The 20,265-nt window shown below is 48.9% G+C and carries 12 protein-coding genes; 10 read left to right on the top strand and 2 right to left on the bottom strand.

The window, feature by feature from the left end; all coding sequences use genetic code 11:
• Nucleotides 1-359: 359 nt before the first annotated feature.
• Both MHH25_RS28500 and MHH25_RS28495 read right to left on the bottom strand, forming a co-directional pair.
• Nucleotides 360-1,292 (bottom strand): hypothetical protein, encoded by a 933-nt coding sequence (locus tag MHH25_RS28500; protein WP_076328711.1) that lies wholly within the window; start codon nt 1,290-1,292, stop codon nt 360-362.
• Between the two features lie 2 nt (nt 1,293-1,294).
• A complete protein-coding gene (locus tag MHH25_RS28495; protein ID WP_179086527.1) occupies nt 1,295-1,438 on the bottom strand; it encodes a hypothetical protein in 144 nt (47 codons plus the stop codon).
• A 262-nt stretch (nt 1,439-1,700) separates the two neighbouring features.
• Between MHH25_RS28495 and MHH25_RS28490 the strand changes: the two genes are divergently transcribed.
• The 10 genes from MHH25_RS28490 to MHH25_RS28445 all read left to right on the top strand — a co-directional run bounded on the left by MHH25_RS28490 (nt 1,701) and on the right by MHH25_RS28445 (nt 20,152).
• On the top strand, nt 1,701-3,494 hold the full coding sequence (locus tag MHH25_RS28490) for a VWA domain-containing protein (RefSeq protein WP_076328712.1): 1,794 nt from the start codon (nt 1,701-1,703) through the stop codon (nt 3,492-3,494).
• A 296-nt stretch (nt 3,495-3,790) separates the two neighbouring features.
• The gene (locus MHH25_RS28485) at nt 3,791-7,180 is read left to right on the top strand and encodes a tubulin-like doman-containing protein (RefSeq protein ID WP_076319276.1); all 3,390 of its coding nucleotides are present in this window, start codon (nt 3,791-3,793) and stop codon (nt 7,178-7,180) included.
• A gap of 1 nt (nt 7,181) precedes the next feature.
• Nucleotides 7,182-9,629 carry a transcription initiation factor TFIID gene (locus MHH25_RS28480; protein WP_340018665.1) on the top strand — a complete coding sequence of 816 codons (2,448 nt, stop codon included), beginning with the start codon at nt 7,182-7,184 and terminating at the stop codon, nt 9,627-9,629.
• An 85-nt stretch (nt 9,630-9,714) separates the two neighbouring features.
• Entirely contained in the window at nt 9,715-10,998 is a 1,284-nt protein-coding gene (locus MHH25_RS28475) for a vWA domain-containing protein (RefSeq protein ID WP_340018664.1), read from the top strand.
• A 19-nt stretch (nt 10,999-11,017) separates the two neighbouring features.
• Entirely contained in the window at nt 11,018-11,665 is a 648-nt protein-coding gene (locus MHH25_RS28470; RefSeq protein ID WP_076319274.1) for a beta-mannanase, read from the top strand.
• 90 nt (nt 11,666-11,755) lie between these two features.
• Nucleotides 11,756-13,015, top strand: coding sequence for a hypothetical protein (locus MHH25_RS28465; protein ID WP_024632789.1), 1,260 nt, complete (start codon nt 11,756-11,758; stop codon nt 13,013-13,015).
• Nucleotides 13,012-16,218, top strand: a complete 3,207-nt coding sequence (locus MHH25_RS28460) for a hypothetical protein (RefSeq protein ID WP_143781099.1) — start codon at nt 13,012-13,014, stop codon at nt 16,216-16,218. Before MHH25_RS28465 ends, MHH25_RS28460 begins: the two co-directional genes overlap by 4 nt.
• 484 nt (nt 16,219-16,702) lie before the next feature.
• Entirely contained in the window at nt 16,703-17,587 is an 885-nt protein-coding gene (locus MHH25_RS28455) for an ABC transporter ATP-binding protein (RefSeq protein ID WP_036612750.1), read from the top strand.
• 239 nt (nt 17,588-17,826) lie between these two features.
• Nucleotides 17,827-18,306, top strand: a complete 480-nt coding sequence (locus tag MHH25_RS28450; protein WP_076253672.1) for a glutathione peroxidase — start codon at nt 17,827-17,829, stop codon at nt 18,304-18,306.
• A 484-nt stretch (nt 18,307-18,790) separates the two neighbouring features.
• Complete coding sequence (locus MHH25_RS28445; protein WP_076319272.1) at nt 18,791-20,152, top strand: FAD-dependent oxidoreductase; 1,362 nt, start codon at nt 18,791-18,793, stop codon at nt 20,150-20,152.
• Nucleotides 20,153-20,265 lie beyond the last annotated feature (113 nt).

Here is a 20,265-nt window from a genome sequence, read left to right as displayed (position 1 = left end):
ACGTCGCGGCCCTTTTTCACCAGGACAGATGCTCATTTCCGCTTATTCTTTTTGTCATCTGCGAGTGCCTGTTTGCGCGCCTGCTTGGTCCATGGAAGATGCCATTTAGGTATTCCCCATGTAGTTTTTCCTTTTTTTTCGTGTACTGCGTTTAGCACGTGGCAGACTGCCATAAAATTCAAAACACCTCATCCTAGACCTAAGGATGGGGTGTTTTTGGATTAATTCTTATATCATTAGAAGCATAACCTTCGATCTGTGGTGCTGACGCGCATGCAGGGATGGATGAAATTGCATTCGTCTATATACAGGGAGTGAGTTTGCACTAAACTACGTTTTTCTTTCTCAATATATCATCCCTACAGCTGAACATCTGCATATTGATCCCGATATTTCTCGTTATACACCCGACCTACCGACTCGGCCAATCCCCCTCGTGCCTTGCTCGGATAGCGTTCAATCGTGTGATAAAGTCTCATGAAGCGATCCTTGGGCATAAAGCGGGCGTAGCGGGTAATAAGACTAGGGAATAACTCAATATATTTGCTCTTGCGCACGGCAGCAGCAGCTACGGCTGTAAGTATCTGAATTCCATTGTGGAGCTGTAAAATGTTCACTTCATAGGTTGCGATATAACGAATCGCATCTTCCCGGATCAAATCCGGCTTGAGCCGAGCAATCTCACCGATATATTCAGCGAGCAGCCGCTCGAAGCTGCGTAGCAGCAAGGGCTTGAGTTGCAAATCCATGTCACTACGCAGGACAAAGGATTGTAACAGCGCAACCTGCTGCAGTCGAATCCGGTCATTGTAGACGAGTGAGCCGATCTCGCGGAGCATCTCATAGGCAAGTGCTTCATCCTGCTTTCGAGCTTCGGCGACCAGAGCCCAGTTGCGGTTAATACCCTGGCGGATGAGTTCCTCATCCTGTTGTAACGTGCGCTTCAACTCGCGCTGCTGCTCTACCTCGAATGAACGTTTCTGCATGAAGATCAGTAAGGCCAGAAGCAGCAGGGAAATGCTGGCTGCCGCCATGGTCTGATCTATGGTCTCACCGAAATAGGTAGCAGCTACACCGAACAATATCGTAATGAACAAGTCGCGTGCAATCCGGCGTTTCACACGGGAAGTTGCCTTCGCTTGAACGGAATTCAAGGTACCCCGGCCACAGGCCGTGCACTCCTCTTCCCACAGGCAGGTGTACTGTCCACAACGTGAGCAGACTTGCAACTTTTCATAGGCATAGGTCGTTCGATGAAATGGTCTTATGGATACAACTAGTTTAGTACTCATGCTCAATCACGCTCACCATTCAGAATAGTGTAGAGGGTACGATCCGTGTCTTCGCGGGAGATTGGTTTCCGCCGATGAAGCTGGAGTGCAGTTACCTTTATAATGACAAAAAGAAACAATATGGCGAGGCATCCGTATGTAACCATAATCCGTTCCCTTCTATGGCTTGGTGAACAAGCGCTGTTATATTGCAGTTTGCTGGCAATAACTATATCATATTTCCATAGTTGGTACTTTTGTGCCAGTTCAAGGCATGAAATCGTCGATTTTTGTCAGTCATTACAAAACTGTAACTCAAGATAGGGGTGCTTTTCAGAATTTGTTAGTAGACTGTTAAGATTTCCTTAAGGCTTGACGCCTATAATAAACTATTCCCATTTTAATCTCAAACGTGAAGGAGTACACCCAATGCTGCGGACACGCAAAATACGCTGGCTTAGTGGAACGATGGTTCTGCTGGCAATTCTAACGCTACTGTTACCTCAAGCGTTGCTGCCACAAGCTGCAGCGGCTCAGGCACAGACAAGCGGAATCGATGCGGTACTTGTAGCCGATGTAAGTAATTCGATGAATACAAGTGACCGTGACAAGATCAGTAATGAAGCCATGAAAATGTTTATTGATATGCTGCCCGTCCAGGGGGACAAGGTAGGGATTGTCGCTTATACCGATCAGGTGGAGCGGGAAAAGGCTATGCTGGAGATTCAGTCCGATGCGGACAAGAGTAGCCTGAAAGATTTTATTGATCAGCTCGGCCGGGGGCCATATACCGATGTCTCAGTTGGTGTCGCCGAAGCCGTGAACATACTGAATCATGGTGCAGACCCATCCCACTCGCCAATGATCGTGCTGCTGGCGGATGGTAACAATGACTTTAACAAAACCAAAGGCCGTACACAGGCACAATCTGATGCTGACCTGGCAAAAGCCGTGAAGGAAGCACAGGATCAGGGTATTCCGGTGTATACGATTGGATTGAACGCCGATGGCAAGCTGAACAAGAATGCACTCGCAGACCTGGCTCAGCAGACTGGAGGTAAATCATTCATTACCGATACGCCGGATGATCTGCCACAGATTCTGAGTGAGATCTTCGCCGATCATGCCAAACTGAATGTGGTGAAGCTGCCCTCTGTAACGGGAAACGGCAGTTATCAGGAAGTTACCGTGAATGTACCGAATGACAGTGTATTGGAAGCAAACATTTCGATCATGTCTTCGAAGCCGGTGGAAGTGCAATTGACGGACCCTTCTGGACAAGCTGTAGACCTGAAATCGGACGCAGCCAAGCTCTCGACGTCGAAGAGTTATTCACTCGTGAAGCTGTTGAAACCCCAAGAAGGAGACTGGAAACTTCGGGTAAAAGGGGCTCCGAAAGACAGCATCGATATCAACCTGTTGTTCAACTATGATCTTCAGCTCGTTGTGGACCCAATTAAGACCAAGTCCTATACCAAAGGAGACAAGGTTGATCTTGCAGCCAAACTGGAGAATGGCGGTCAGCCGCTTCAGGATAATGACCTGTATAAGGATATGAAGGCCACGCTGGTTGTGAAAGATGTGGATACAGGCAAAAGTGAAGAACAACCGCTGGAAAACACAGGTTCTGGTTTTGCCGGAACGTTTGAAGTACCAGACAATCATAACTATGAATTAGTCATCCGTGCGGAAGAAGACAGCTTCTACCGTGAAAGTGAGCCAATCACGATCAACGCTAGCGGAGCAGCCGGAAGTGGATCTCAACCAACAACGTCAGGCGGTGAACAGGATAAGCCGTTTCCTTGGTTACCTGTCATCCTGGGTGTTATAGCTCTGATTGTCGTAGGTGTTGGAGCATGGTTCCTGATGGGCTGGCTGAAACGCAAAAACCGGGGATTTGTAGGCCAGATGGTTGTGGAGATTCGTGATGAGAACACAGGAGACAAGTCATATCCACAATATAAAAAGCTGGTATCCTTCCGCGGTAGATTTCATCTGCATCAGTTGTTGCAACTGGACCCTGAGCTGAAGGAAACCGAAAAATATGTATTCACGCCCAGCAATGGGGATCGAATTATAATCCGTAACACCGCAGGCGGTACGTTGGAGAAATCCGGTCGTGCAGTCGATGCAAGCTCAGGCGTTGAACTGAAGAACGGTGACCGACTGAGCATCCCGCTGCAACAGGCGGACAAAACGATTTTGATCGAGTATTTGGTGTGAAGGATTATAGCTAAATGAATGTAAGCTATATAAGTTGAACTAATCCATTTACACGAGAACGCAGAGGACAGAGAAAACCTGAAGAAGCGAAGCGTTCGCCTAAAAGCTTTCTGAAAGAAAGCTACATCGGAAGCATAGGCTATCCCCAGATTTTCACCGTTGAAAAAGAGAATCAAAAAATCTGGGGATAACAGCGATCGGAAGGTTGTTCTGTCAACGGAGTGGCAAGTGTAAATATTCTTTAGTTTAATTATATAGATTGAAGCATACGTGCGTTAATCTAAGGAGGACATGGAATGAAACCGATTGTTAGAGAACATATTCAGCAACTGGATGTATCACTTGGCGGAGGTATTGTCAGTGAGAAGATCAGAGTTGATACGATTGATAATCCCATTCTGATTATTGGTCTGGGAGGAACGGGAATTGATGCGCTGCTGCGCCTTAAATATCAGATCAACCGTCGTTTCAAGCTGCCACAGGACCCGGTATCCAAGAAAAAAATGGACAAGCCGGACAATGTGGAGTTTCTGGCTTTTGAGACAAACGAACAGGATCGTGCCAAAAAGTATAAAGGGATCGGACTTGATCCGATCAATGAATTCGTATTGCTGTCCAATGCCGAAATTGGCGGACTTCTACAGAACCGCAGCGTGCTTGAACCGTATATTACGGACTGGCTGTCTCCCGAACTGAGCATTACGGACGGCATGAACGGCGCCGCAGGGGTGCGTCAGGCTGGACGTCTGCTCCTGTTCACCAAGATTAATCAGGTCGTACAGGCTATCGACAAAAAGATCAAAACCTTATCCGTAGGCACCAACAAAAAACTTATGGTGTTCCTGCTGACAGGTCTGTCCGGCGGCACAGGCAGCGGCTGTTTCCTCGATATTTCCTATATCGTGCGCGGCATTATCGAACGGGATCACGGCTCTGCCGGGATTGACCGCGTGAATACGCTGGGATATCTGTTCACGCCAGATGTGAACCTGTCCAACAAAAGCTTGAGTGAACACACTCGTGAATACATTCGTAAAAACGGATATGCTGCGCTCAAAGAGCTGGATTACTGGATGAACGTGGATAGCCGCGGTGAGCGGTTTACACAGAAGTACGGCAATATTTTAACCGTCAACTCACCACTGCCTCCATTTAACCTGTGTCATCTAATCTCTGCTACGAATACCGAAGGCAAATTGCTGGAGAACGCCTACGATTACTGCATGAACGTCACGGCCGAGAACATTACCAACTTCATGGCAAGTGAGGAGAAGCAGTCGGGTGAGGAGTTTGCGATCCATGACTATATCAGCAACATTCGCACCAACATTGCACAGATGAACAAGGTGTACCCGGCTAACTATGATTACAACATCATCGGTGCATCTTCGGCTGTCCTGCCGATTGAAGAGATGACCACTTATCTGGCGTATCGCATGTTCGATAAAATGAACACCATGTTCTCCAAAGCACCAAACCAGGAGGATACCGAGAAGTTTGCCCGCAAGCTGGGTATTGATCTCGAAAGTGTGGTCAAGTCCTTTGAAGCGCGCGTGCCAGAGCCACTGCCTGGGTATCAGAACAGCGAGCGTTTATCCTATGGCAACGTGGTGAAATCACAGGTTGTGAATATGGATACTGAACTGGAGCAGAACTTCCTGGCTCGTGCTCGTGAAGAATATATTAAAGCGAAGAAACAACTGCCTGGTGAGATTGCGGGTCAGTTCACCGAACAGATCCGGCGTATGTTTTTGCATCCCGAACAAGGTCCGTTTTATGTCTCCCGTCTGATTTATACGGAAAAAGGTTTCTGTGTACTGAAGATGATTCAGTCGTACATCGAAACCCTGCGTGAGAATGCCTTCCGCATTCCGCGTGATATTGAAGCAGCTCAGGAGCAGTCCGAAGAGAAACTGGGCGATGCGAAGAGTGCTTTTGTCTCCAAAGAGAAGAAAAAGAATGCTTATATTGAAGCAAAAATTCATGAGTACTGGCTGCACGCCGACGTGGAACGCAACGATCAGATGATCGAGTTCTATGAAGATCTGTATGAGTTGCTGAACCAGGAAAACAGCCGCATTTATAACGTATTTACCGAAACGCTGAATGCCCTTAGCTCGATATTCACGAAGAACGGTGACCTCCTGACACGTGGCGAAGAACAAGCCGATCACAAAGGCAACAAAACATATTACTGGAACGTTGTAAGTGTACCGGATATCGTCAGTGTGGTGGACGGGCTGTTGGATAAGCGTGATACAGATGATCTGATCCGTGACTTCTCTCGTGAATTGCTGGAAAACTCCAGCCAATGGGTGAAAGAAAACGAGATTGATATCGTCAGCTCCATCTCCGACTTCCTGAGTGAGAAATTCGGTGATCTGATTACCCGTTCCATGGAAGATTTCCTGGTGATCAAATACGGTCAGGATGAGTCAGTCGAGAAATTCGTGGAACGTTTCATTGCTGGCAAGTTGGATGATGAGGCTGTTCCGGTGTTCAATCTGAGCAACAGTACAGGCAGTCTGCATTTCCCTTCATGGGGATTTGTATCGGTACCGGCACAGGCACCAGGCATTCTGAAAGGGATTCGCAATTATCAGAACAATGCGGTGGGCAAGTCTCATTTTACCGTTAAGGAAAGTGAAGTGCGTAACCGGATTTTCTGGCTGAATACCCGCAACGGGGTACCACTCTTTGTTTATACACCGCTTAAGGTATATGAGGAAAGTTATGAACGTACCATTTTGGACAAAGAAGGCATTGGTCGCCACTTGGTGCAAACGGAGAAAAACAACTGGACCTATCTGCCGTCGCCGATTCCGGAGAAATCATGGGGAGATGTGTATGAGAACGCCCGCGTGAAGCAGTATAACGCGCGTGTACGTAGCGAATTCGAGCAGGCGCTTGGATACAACATTGTGACAGCCAAATCGATTGATGAGAATACAAGCAACCGGTATGCGATTGTGACAACAGAAGCGTTTGATTTGTCTGCCAAACTGGGAGCGTACGACATGCGTCTCACGTCCACCACGCCGAACCTCGGCGAAGTGAAGCGGGCGGTGATCGAACTGAAACGTCTGCAATCCGAAGGGTTGCCGCGTGTAGGCGTTAAGGATATTTTCGGCAGTATTAATGAAGATATGGCCAAAGAAAACCTGGTACGCTCCCCGCAGCTGATCGCGCGCGTACGTGAGGAACTGGCAAAGATGAATGCCATCTCGGCCAAAGTCGCCGAACTCGAAGGCATTCTTGCCCAGTACCAGGACGAGGAGCAATGGTATGACCGCTTCATCGAAGCGTTATATACCGACACCATCGTCAAAAAAGGTGCCCTCTACGTCTATGACCGTGACCCGGAAGAAGACGCATGGGAGCCGTTCGCAAACCTGATGAAGAGCCGTAACTTTGCCGAGTATGAAGTGTTTGGCAACTTCCGCGGTCTGGCGGAGAAGGATCGCAGTACATTGCTGCGCAAAGCCTCCCGCCGCGATAACGATCTCACGGCTTCAGAAGATATCACCCCACTGCTGACAAAGCTGGATGATCTGGCTGCGCTGTTCATGGAATCACGTGATCGTCTGGAATATGAGCGGGTAGAACTGGCTAACGGAGAAGACATCTATCAGTTCTACAGAACAATGTCGTCCAAGCTGAACGACATTCGCAGAAGGCTGAAGTAAGATGGCGGCCGGGATGGAGTTCAATTCGAACAATACCCTGAAGCGTGATCTGGAGAAGTATGCAGCGCAGTATGCAATAGAGCAGGAGCGTCAAGGCAGCTTGGGTGATGGACGCAGCAGTATCCATTACCCGGCTTTGTTCCTTTTCGTGGGTGATCTGGTTGCACCCGCGGTGTCTGCCGTGCAGGAGATCAATCGGCTGAAATGGGATAATGGAGACGGTGTGGTCTACGTTCAGATTGGTACAGAAGATCAGAAAGAGCATCCGGGTGGAACGAGGAATGGTGGCTCGTCCGATGATGGTCAGGTGACTTGTCATCGCTTGCCTTTGTCCGCTGGGCAGACGGAGCGACCGTCCAAAACACGGCGTAAGGATGTACATCGCAGTTTCCACGAATCGGATCAGGCGCTCTACGATCTGAATCGTACGCTTCGGCGGGTCAGTAACCGAATTGCTGAATATGGACGGTTGTACTCGTCATTTGATCGGATTTACGTTACGGTGGTAACCAGGGCGGATGATCCGCTGAATGTATTGTTGCCAGAGCTCACCAAGCTGACGGAGACCATTTTGTCCCAAGCCTTCAAGTCGGTGCAGACGGATCTGCATGTATTGGTCAGCGAGATGGAACAGGTGGATTCTTTCGGGTATGCCAGCGCAGCAGGCCTCGCTTTTCTGCGGGAACTGGATTATATGCAGTCCTTGGACTACACGTTCAGCGGTAAACTGCTGGTGACGGAGGATGGGATCTCCATTCCGGTTACACATCCCGCGTCACCGTTGTTTGATCTGGTATATCTGTTGTCCGACAAAAATGAGCGTGGAACCGGCGTTCCCGGTGGCTGGATCGAAAATGCCGAGATCATCTGCCGCATCTGCCTGCTGAAGAACAGGAAGCAGGATGTGGATCACTCGGGTAGCGTTTCAAGCACGGGAGCGAACACGTACAACAATACATCCTTTAAAAACAATATTCGTACTACCTCTGATCAGCATGGTTATGCAAGTGCGGGTTTTGCCGAGATCAGGCGGCCAAACAAGCCGATTGCCCTGACGGTGTTATATCACCTGTATCGATATCTGCTCGCACGCATGCGGCAAGAGCCGGATTGGAGCATTAAGGACAAGCTCGCTTTCTTTGGACTGGACGCGGCTTCGGTGGAACGCAAAGTCGAAGGCCTGCTGCCCGATGAAGATCTGGTTAGTGGCATGAGTGGCATCATGACGCATAACGTCAGTTTCTCCGATCTGAAGCCGCTCTCACTTCGTGAAGCGGAGAGAGCGTTGTTTGGACAAGGAGCTGAAGCGTACTTCCGCGATAACGTTGTCCGTCTTGTCGAAGAGCGTGTGCGCGAGCGTAGCTCTAGCGGTTCCCTGCGCCGTCAGGCTGAACATTCCCGCGCGGAGCATCCAGAGGTTGGTTACTTCCAGTGGGCGGCCTGGAGTGACAGTGAGCCTGGCAGTGTACGTGAAGCGCTGCTCGGACTGATTCGGGATAAATCGATGCAGCTTGAATCGGCACGTGCTCTGCTGGAGCAACGTCAGCAAGAGCGAGTGGAAGATCAGTCGTTCAAACGAGCGTTGTTCCGTGATAAACAGAATGTACGCAATCTGATTGACTGCATGCTGGAGCGAGTGTATGTACCAAAGGTAGAATTACTGCGACTGGAAAATGAATTACATCTGCTGCGCATCTACGATACGGAGATGGAAGAACTTCATCGTTTTAGTCGCCACGTCACAGCAACACTTGAAGCGCTGGAACGCACACTGCGAGAGACAGCTGCCCAAAGTATCGCCGCTGCGGATGAATACATCGGCCAGAACGTGATGGAGTACTACGGCAAAGTGACGGAAGAGCTAATCATCGACCTGGAAGCCAAACGCGGACGGGATGTATGGTTTGAGAACCGTTACATGGGAGACATGAACCGGCTTGCCACAGAAGGCGATGATCGTCTGCTGAAACGGTTGATGGAGGTATGTCACTCGTTGCTGCTTACAGCCGAGCCATTGCGATTGCCATTTGAAGAAGAACTGTTGCAGCGTGCTAACGTTACGATTGCCTACGGAGATAAAGACGTATTAACCCGGGATGATCTGTTCCGCAGGTTGTACCACACGCTGGAGGATCAGGCGGTTGTTCGGGTCCGGGTATTCGATTATACGCAGGAACATCGGTATGAAGAGAAGTATTTCTTTGGTGATCATCATAGTGCTTTCATGGACTACGCGGCACATGCCGAAGAGACGTCACGTATCTACAAGTTGGGTGTGGTGTACGAAGAACGCAGTAGTGGCGTGGAGAAGCTGAATCTGATGGGCGGTTTCCATCTGGAGGATCTCATGGTGTATCGGAACGGCAAGGTATATTATGACTCGTACACGGAGAATGGCTATGAACTTCACCCCGCTGGTCTGGTGGAAAAGTTGTCACCCATTCGTTAAGACGCCGGCGGTGTCCTGACACCCAGCACCAATCTTGTATTAACTCAGCCTGTTTACGGCTGGTATGGAAAGGATGCATGTAGACATGCAGCGAAAAATCAATCTTCTCCTGGTCCTGTTCAGCCTGATTGGCGGGGCAGTGGGCTTTGCGGCAGGAGAAATCATGCTGCGTCAATGGCTTGGGGAGATGCCACGTCTGTTGCTGATGGGATTATACTTTGGCGTACTGGCGCTGAGCGTTGGATTGTTCTGTTTGATCGCAGAGATGATCTCACCCAAGCTGAATGGCGCTTCATGGAAGCTCCGGTATCTGGGACTGTCGTGGAAATTGCTTGTTCCGGCAACACTGGCTCTGTTATTTGTTGTTGGACTCGCCCTGCAATTGTTGTATCAGATCAATCCGGGCGGTGTGAAGCAAGTGAAGGACATCGTACTGATGATCGATAACTCGGGCAGCATGAGCGAGACAGATCCGGATAACGGACGTTTTGAAGCCGCCAAGACACTAATCAGCCAGATGGAGAGTGACAAACAGGTAGCTGTCATTACGTTTGATGACCAACCGCAGTTGTTACAGCCGTTTATTGCGCTGGATAGTGAAGCGGCCAAGAATGAGGTTTATAGCAAAATCGATGGCATTGTCACGACTTCGGGCGGCACCAATTTTGATGCCGTGCTGCGGGAAGGTATGGAACAGATTCAGGGCAAACAGGACCCGAAACGCGGTACGGTGGTCATCTTGTTATCCGATGGCTTCAGTGAAGCGGACACGACCGATATTTTGTCCCAATATAACAACGAACAGATTACCATTAATACAGTCGGCCTCAGTCTGGTAGACCCATCAGGAACGGATTTGCTGCGTAATATTGCCCAGCAAACGGGTGGCATGTACTATGATGTACCGGATTCCGGTGGTCTGAATCTGGCATTCCAGCAGATCTACGATACGATTGATGAACGGACGCTGGTAACGGAGCGTACAGGTATGATGGAGCATAGCGTTTATCTGGCGATTTTCCGTGTCGTTGCCGTACTGCTAATTGGAGTAGCACTGGGTGTGTCACTCGGACTTGTGTTTGATAACCGTCATCTCGCGCTCAGCTTCGGTATTGGTGGTGCGGTATCGGGTCTACTGGCAGGGCTTCTGCTGGAATGGGGCCTCGACGGTTCGAACGTGGGTGATACATTCGTACGACTTGGTGCGATGCTCATTTTGTCTGGCGTACTGACCCTCTTCTCCTGGATTGTTCCGATTAAGGAGAACACGCCGCGGAAGAGCAAGGGTTGTCGTGAAGCTGGCGGCGGAACTTCTTCTGCCGAAGGGTTTGGTCAGAGACCAAGAGATACACGCAGCAAAGGATTCTAACGTCGGGAGGTCAATGGAAATGCGGTTTACGGATGCAGACCCTTCGACACCCTTGATTCGAAAACTGACACTTGCGGTGGACGAAGGGCGTTGTACACTTCGCTGGCTCTGGCCGGAACGGGTAGAAGCTGTGTATGTGGAACGGCTGGAGCTGGATATGATGAGCTATGATCATATCGGGGAAGAGCCTGCACAGGGCAAGCTGAAGCTGTACACGAGAGAGGAATATAAGGCGAGCAATGGATACACGGATCGGATCACGGGTTTTGGTGCCATCAAGTATACGGTTTATGTGTGTCAGATGCAGGAAGAGGGACCTGTGCTGATCCGTCAACGAGACGAGGACAACATGGTGATTGCAAGCGCAGGGAAGGCGGATATCCGCTTTTCCATTCGCTACAAGAGCGGTTTTTTTCAGAAACGGAAAAGTGTATTGATCACCGTCACAGCGGAAGTACCTGTTCCAAAGGAAGCCCTCTGTTATGTTCGCAAACAGGGCGGGGTTCCGCTGAATAAGGAAGATGGTACGGTGTATCCTTTTGTGAGTGATTTTGCTCCCGGAAGAAATGAGATGCCGCCCGTTGAAGTTGCCAAGGATGATTATGTGCGATTATTCTTCACGGACGGACCGAAATATGGAGCCGCCTATCGGCTTATATCAGACTAGATAGTTGGACTAGCGATTGGGAGGTTACTCTGTCATCGTAGTGCAAGTGTATATCACCTTAGTCTGACTGATCAGGGGAGGGGAGTGGCTATGAGCTTTTTTAGTCGGTTTTTGAAGAGACAACAGCCGGAGGAACGTCCGCTGTTTTATGATATTGTATGCCCTTATTGTTTCAGCAAGTTTTCACCGGAAGAGGTGGTGTTCCGCGCTGCCCATCACCGTGATGATGATGAGGACTACGCACTCGGGGAAGATGCGAAGTTGAATCGGTATCGCGAAAGGTTCGGACTCGACACGGTATTTGATATGGAGGCGGTATTGGCACCCCATGATGTACCGGAGGAACACCGTATTTATTCCGATAACATCGTGATGGGGCTGAACGATCGGTATGGTGTCGTTACGCGTCGCCGGTTGTGTCCGCAATGTCATAACGAGCTACCTGTTACGGCAGGTAAAGCACCGAGCAACATCATTTCTATTATCGGTGCATCCCAGGTGGGGAAATCCGTCTACATGACTTCATTAATTCATACATTGCAGCATTATACGGCCGATCATTTTGACGCGGCTTGCATGCCATTGAATGCGGAGATTAGCCGCCGGTTCCGTGCGGATTATGAAGAACCGTTGTTTGAACGGGGCGATCTGCTGGATTCCACACAGAAGGAAAAGTTGCAGGAGCCGTTTATCTTCCAGTTTGTGTTCAAGGACGAAGATAAAGCGCCGCTGACACTGGTGTTCTTTGACGTTGCGGGTGAAGGTATGGTGGAGCAGGATTATCTCGGACTTCACGGGCAACACATCAAGAACTCGGCAGGCATTCTGTTTATGGTGGACCCGCTTCAGATTCGTTCGATTCGGGACAAAATCCGCATTAACCTTGGCAACGAGCCGGGAGAGTGGACACCACGATACGATGAGCCACGCGATGTGGTGCTGACGATGTTCGGAGATTTTATTGCGTATCAGGACAAAGCCAAAACGAATATTCCAACGGCCGTTGTGCTCACGAAAAGCGACATGCTGCATTCCCTCAAGGATGAAGAGGGCGACTATATCAAATCCAACAGTAATGTCTTCCGCAACATGGTGCACCGTGATTGGTTCGACTTAACCGAGTTCGAGAATATCGACGGGGAGATCCGGCGTTTTATTGAGAAGGTGGATCGTCCGTTCAAGGGCACGATGGATGTGTACTTCAAGGATACAGCCTATTTCGCAGTCTCTGCGCTGGGCAGCAATCCGGTGGATATGAAATTGCAGGGTGTGGTTAGTCCGATTCGCGTGGATGAACCCTTCTTATGGCTATTGTACAAGCTGAAGTACATTGAGGGGAGAGTGGGATGATGCGTTCTTCCGTAACCCCGCCCATTGAACAACAGTTGTATACCCGAGAGCGGCGCGGGGTGTTTCGCACAACAGAGGGGTTTGATACGGTTGCGGCATCGCCGGGACTGGACCCTTCTTTTATCAAAAAAGTGCTTCACCCCTACTGTGTCTATGATGCTCCAGCGGAGCTAACAGGCCGTAGCGAGAAGGACGAGACGAAGTTTCCGGCTTCTATTCACCTGCTTCATCTGGAGAGTGGAGAGACGATTCTTGGGCAAAATGTGTACCAGTCTGCGGATTTCACCGGGCTGCGCAGTGCCTTTTTTGCACATAATTACGTCTTGTCTCCCGAACGTTCGGAAGAGCAGATGAAACAAGGCGGCTGGCTGGATGCCGTGTTCGCCACGTCCTATGACATCGAACAAGGTACAGTTCTGCCGGCGCTTGCTGAATTGCCTATATCACCTAGGAGCGGACAGGGTGGGGCGACCGATGCTGGCGTAGGATCACCCACCCAAGTGCTGAGCACCTTGAAGATGAACGAAGTGCTGTTCAAGCGCCTGCTCTATGCGGTAATGCAGTCTGTAGCGACACGCAGAAAAGTATACATTGCGCTGGACCTTCCCGCAGAGGAAGTGACCGCAGGGGCCAAAGGATTGTTACGTTTGCTGTACACGGCTTTACCATACGCATTCCGGCGGCAGCTGGGATTCATGACGTTTGCCAAGGAGCCACAGGCCAAGAAGGGCATCCACGTCCAGTTTGTTGAGCGAGGGACGTTACGTCCGAAAGACCGGAATACGGAGAAGGATTTCACCTTTGATCTCGTATCAGGCAGAGTGACACATGCGGATGCATCTGTGGCGAAGTTACCTTATGCAGAATTCGCTTGGGCCTTATTGCAGGAACCTGCGGCGGCGGATGCGTTCTATACGTTTGCGGATGAAATGTTGTCCGGCATGGAACCTGGGCGGGAACTTTCCATTGAAGCCTATGGCGAACTTGCGGTGTTCTATGGTCTTGAACAAGGCATGGAAGACCTGTATCTGGATAACAAAAGTCATGTCCTGAGTGGCTTGCTGACCTATTTGAAGCCGGATGGTGGATTACAGCAACGTTCCCGTCTGAACGAGCTGTTCCTGACCTTGCTCAGCAGGGAACTGGACAGCGTGAAGCGTGAGAACGTACCCGAAGAAGACGTCGCAGCTCGCATTGGCGAATATTTCAGTGTTGCCGCGCCCGTGGTGCAATCCCGGATAGTGGACTATTTTATCTACGGTGTGAATAATGCCCGCGCCCAGAAGCGTATGCGTGCTGTGCAGGAATTGTATGCTGTGCTGGATCGGGATCCGCAGCTGAATCGGGCTTTCTTTGATAAAGTGCTGGCCAATGAATCGCTCACTAAGCTGTTGTTCGAGCCTTATCTGGACAATCAGCTGAAACGCACGGAATCGGCAGCGAACGTTGTGGAAGTGATCCGAAGATGGGTTACGTCCCATCCATCTGCGATCCACTACAGCTTCTTGCAGGAGCGGACAGCCAATGAGCTGCGTGAACGGTTATGTTCTGCGCCTAATCCGGTACAGTCTGCGAATGAAGCCCTCCAGCGTGTTAACATACTGGATCGGGTATCCGCTGATGTCACCTATGATACAGGCATTACGGCACGAATTGGTCAATCTGAAGCTACAGCCCGTCCTAATCGCAAAGGGGGATCTCCGTCTGCCAGTCAAGATCCGGCATATCAGGAAGAGTTAACCCGCCTTGCAGACAAGCTGGCTTATGTCATTAACCTGTTTATGATTCAGGATCTGGATCTGGAACGGGTTAACCGTGAACAGCTATTAAGCATTGATATTTTACAGCATGGCAATGAGGTTCGGGATTGGGCGGCACGTCAGGGCTCTGATGTATCTGCTCGAACGAACATGATGCTGGCTGCGAGAGTGTGGCTTAGTGGCGAGGGGAATGAAGAAGAGGCATTGGAGGCACTTTCCCTGGCAGAACGCAATGAACTTCAACGCTGGACGCGTCGCTGGCTTGCCGGAGAGCTGCAGGCTCATCCGGGGATAGCGGCTTATGAAGCTTTGCCGATGGCTTTTTATCGGGGAGGAAGCGGTAGTAACCGACTGGATTATCCTGGCCTGATTGAATTCATCCGCACCAATGCAAGTCGTGCTGAAGGGCTGTATCCATTCTTCGAATGGTCAGGAGATCATCGAATGTTTGTCCGGGGTTCCAATGCGCATAAAGGATATGCGGATGCCATCGTGGCGTATTTCAAAGCCCATGACCGTGAAGCTTTCAAGTCGAAGTCAGCTTTCAAACCGTATTATGTGAGAGCCAGCAAGACAATGAAGCCGGTCTATGACCGTGCGAAGACGGAATTGTCCTCTCCACTGGTGCGGATGCTAACGGGTAAAAGGAAAAATCTGTTTGGATTAATCCTCTTGATCCTGGTTCTGGGTATTGCTGGCGGTACATATGCATGGATGAAAGATTCTGTAGAGCCGCCAGCGGCATCCCCTCCTTCTACCCAGGAGCCTGTCATACCGGCTGAACCGGAGGTGCAGCTCGCGGAGCAGATTGCTTATATGATTCCTGCGAGTGAACAGGAGGGTACGCAATCACCTGCCCAACTGGTGATCCGTTTCAGGAATGATACGGGAAGCACTGAGTTTGAGCAAGGCCCGCTGCAATTGACGATGAAAGATGGCAACACGCAGGAGTTGGATGCTACAGGTAAGTGGGAGAGTTTTAATCGGAATGAGGAGCCAGATAACCAAGTTCCTTCCGATGGTGGCTCAGGAAGTACTTCCGAAGGAAGCACGGATGGTTCTTCAGCGGGAAACATAGAGCAGACGGAGGATGGCGATCAGCAGGCCGATCCTTCAACATCGGGTGATTCCACTTCAGATCCTGCTACTGATACAACAACGGATACAGGGACGAATGCACCGTCTAATGCTGGGAGTGGAGACACGGATCAAGGTACGGATGCCGATCAAGCTACTGGTTCCACATCGCCTGACACATCTGTATCCAATGAACAGGATGCGAACACTCCTGCACAGATGTCTATTGGAGAGGTAGATCGTCTCTATCCGTATGGATTGCAGATCGATCTTCCAGCGAATATGGATGCCGAGAGTATTGCCAGTGTGAAGAGTACGCAGGGCAGTATGACTGTAATCCAATTGATGCCTCAGCCGAAGCTGTAAGTTATTTTATATGAGCGTGTTGCATAGATTCATTAAGTGTCTTTTGATCCAATAATGAAAAATGCTGACTTCATACCTTATTAAACGAGCGTATGTGAGATGACCTTGAACTTTAGATTTCAAGGTCATCTTTTTTTATTTGATATGGCGGATATAGCAAACACAAAAAAACTCACACATTCACAATTCAGACACAAAATTTGCGATTCAAGAGTTTGAAAGACAGTCAGAAGTGATAAAGTGCGCGGAATGAATGAGAAAAGGTCTCATGTGTACTTGGGGAAAGAGCGGGATTTCTGCTACAGAAAGACCAAATAAAGCACGAAAAGAGAAGAAAATTTGGTTTTTTATGTTGACAAATGATAATGATTATCAGTATCTTTAGTGTAGAAGATATTTGCGTCGGAAATCACAGAATTACAATTTCGTTTTTGTTGTCATAGCCGGATTACATAACCGGGATAAATGAGAGAGGGATGATCGCATGTTTCGTCTGGAGACGACCAAGCTGGATATCGCTTATGAGGAAAGACTAATTGTAGAGGATCTGAATATTCAGATTCCCCAAGGAAAAATTACAGCACTTGTTGGAGCCAATGGTTCAGGGAAGTCAACCATCCTGAAAACGATGGCACGTATTATGGCTCCAAAAGCAGGTAATGTATTGCTCGACGGGAAGTCCATCCATAAGCAGTCCACGCGTGAAGTTGCCAAGCAACTTGCGATTTTGCCACAGAATCCAACAGCCCCTGAAGGTCTTACCGTTACTGAACTGGTATCGTATGGTCGCTTTCCTTATCAAAAAGGATTTGGCTCCATGCGTGCGGAAGACAAACGTATGATTGAATGGGCTATCGAAGTGACAGCCATGACTGAATTCCATGATCGTCCGATTGATCAACTGTCCGGTGGACAGCGTCAACGTGCCTGGATTGCCATGGCACTTGCCCAAGAAACAGATATCCTTTTCCTGGACGAGCCGACTACGTTCCTGGATATGGCTCACCAGCTCGAAGTATTGCAATTACTGGAGCAACTGAATGCCACAGCCAACCGTACCATTGTTATGGTTGTGCATGACTTGAATCATGCTTCCCGCTACGCACATCACATGATTGGTATCAAAAAAGGTAAAGCCATCGCTCATGGTTCACCTGTGGAAGTTATGAACTCAGATGTACTTCGTGAAGTATTCAACATTGAAGCAGATATCGTGATTGATCCGCGTTCCGGTGTACCGCTCTGCTTGCCTTACGCTCTTGCAGGCGAACGCCAGCAATCGAAGACGCCAGAGCAGCTGGTCATGAACAGTGCGATGGTTCATGCTGGAGGACGGGCAGAACCACGTGTCCAAGCGACAGGAAGTTAACGAAATGGGCCATATGTGGTCCTTACATTATAGAATGAAGCCGCTGTGCGCTATTGCACGCGGCTCTTTTGCATTCATGGGGAATTTGCAACGCATGGTAGCAAAGGGAAGGGGTAGACCCGGGATTTGGTAATCGCATTGGATCAGGTCTATAATAATAGGACAGGCTGTGAGTCCGTTGGTTATGCCAACGTGCTCGCAACAGCCCAAACCAACATATGTCATGGGAGGAATCAGTCATGTCCGTATATTCATATCAGGCGGTAACCACCGCGAACCAAGAAGTCTCACTGGATCTGTATCAAGGTAAGGTATTGGTCATTGCCAATACAGCCAGCAAGTGTGGGCTGACCCCGCAATACGGTGAATTGCAAAAGCTTTATGATCGTTATCGTGATCAAGGCTTGGTTGTACTGGGTTTCCCTTGTAACCAGTTTGGAGGGCAGGAGCCAGGTACAAGTGAGGAAGCGGAATCATTTTGCCAGATTAACTATGGTGTGAATTTCCCGGTGTTTGCCAAGGTAGATGTGAATGGTGAGGGCACTCATCCCCTGTTCCAATACCTGAAGGAGCAACAACCTGGCGTAGGTGAAACAAGCGACATCCAATGGAACTTCACCAAGTTCCTTGTTAACCGCGAAGGTGAAGTGGTAGGTCGTGTTGAACCGAAAGAATCTCCGGAGACAATGATTGCAGATATCGAGAAATTGCTCGGTTAATACAAGAACGTTTGAGAAGCCTGTCCTTGCATAAGCAAAGATGGGCTTCTTTGATTATTTTATATACGCAGATTTATTCTCTTCACAGGTAGGAGTTGGATCCATGAAATCAACTCTGTAATGAAAATTGAAGCCATTTATTTTTTGTATAAGTCAAACATGAGGCAGGAGACGCCTATAACTTTATACGTCCACACTGCGTTCATACAGGGATCACGGAAGCCATTACATAGCATAAACCTGCCCAAATCCGGGGACAATGAAATCAATACAATGAAGGGAAGAAAGGCTTAAATACAGGGAAATGACCTCCTTCGACAAACTTTTTTTGCTCAACCTATTGCAATGTGAAAAATATCACATTATAATGAGTGTATAAAGTGAAATAAATCACATACACAGTTTCGAACAAGAAGTGAAATGTTTCACAACCATAACAACCTTATATTCAAACTCATTTATATATTTCGAGGAGGAACTTTTAATGAAAATCGCAGTTATCGGATGTACACACGCAGGAACCGCAGCCATCGTAAATACCGCCAAATTGTACCCGGATGCTACCATCACGGTGTATGAGCGCAATGACAATATCTCCTTCCTATCTTGTGGCATTGCGCTCTACGTAGGTGGGGTTGTGAAAGACCCTGACGGCTTGTTCTATTCTTCGCCTAATCAACTGGCAGAGCTTGGTGTTGAGACCAAGATGCTTCATGAAGTAACAGCAGTAGATGCCAAGGGCCATACCCTTCAGGCTAAAAACCTGCAAACCGGGGAAGAATTTGAAGATACGTTTGACAAACTGATCGTGACAACGGGGTCATGGCCTGTCGTTCCAAAGCTTGAAGGCATCGAGATGGATAACATTTTACTTTGCAAAAACTACAATCATTCCAACACGATTATTGAAAAAGCCAAAGATGCCAAACGTGTCACTGTTGTAGGTGCAGGATATATCGGCGTAGAGCTGGTGGAAGCTTTCCAAATGAACGGCAAGGAAGTTACCCTGATCGACAGTGTGGACCGGATTTTGAATAAATACTTGGACCCTGAGTTCACGGATGCGATTGAAGATACGTTGACTGGACGCGGCATCAATTTGGCACTTGGTCAAACGGTACAGAAGTTTACTGGTGAAAATGGCAAAGTGACTAAAGTGATCACGTCCAAAGGAGAGTTCGAAACCGATCTGGTTATTCTGTGCATTGGTTTCCGTCCAAATACAGAGCTGCTCAAAGGCCAAGTGGATATGCTGCCAAACGGCGCAATCATCGTGGATAAATATATGCAAACGAGTCAAAAAGACGTCTTCGCTGCGGGTGACAGCTGTGCTATTCATTACAACCCAACAGGCAAAGCATCTTACATTCCACTGGCAACCAACGCCGTGCGGATGGGTACACTCGTAGCCCGTAACCTGGTTCGTCCTACGACACCGTATATGGGTACACAAGGAACATCGGGTATCAAAATTTATGAGCAAAATATCGCGGGTACAGGGATGACGGAAATGTCTGCGGCTGACGAAGGTCTGATTGTTGAATCTGTCGTACTGGAAGACAGCTACCGTCCGGAGTTTATGCCAACGGCTGAGAAACTGTTGCTCAAAGTAGTATATGAGCAGGCTACTCGTCGAATTGTCGGAGCACAGGTGATGTCTCAGGTTGATCTGACTCAATCGATTAATACGATCTCGGTCTGCATCCAAAATAACATGACCGTAGATGAGCTGGCCTTCATCGACTTTTTCTTCCAGCCGCATTACAACAAACCATGGAACTTCCTGAACACGGCGGGTCTGCAAGCACTGCCTCCAATAGAAGTAAAAGCACCAGCAATGGTGTAAGGAAGCAGAATAGATGGTTGAACAGAGGGCATGATAAACGCCATACAAAGATAAGTCATGCTTGTCCGTAAATAAGAGGAGTACAATAACTGCCAAGATTACGAAACAAGGCG

The sequence above is a fragment of the Paenibacillus sp. FSL H3-0457 genome (genome assembly GCF_037981725.1).
Lineage (GTDB): Bacteria > Bacillota > Bacilli > Paenibacillales > Paenibacillaceae > Paenibacillus > Paenibacillus amylolyticus.
Note: the sequence above shows the minus strand (reverse complement) of the source record. Positions and strands in the feature narration are given on the sequence as shown.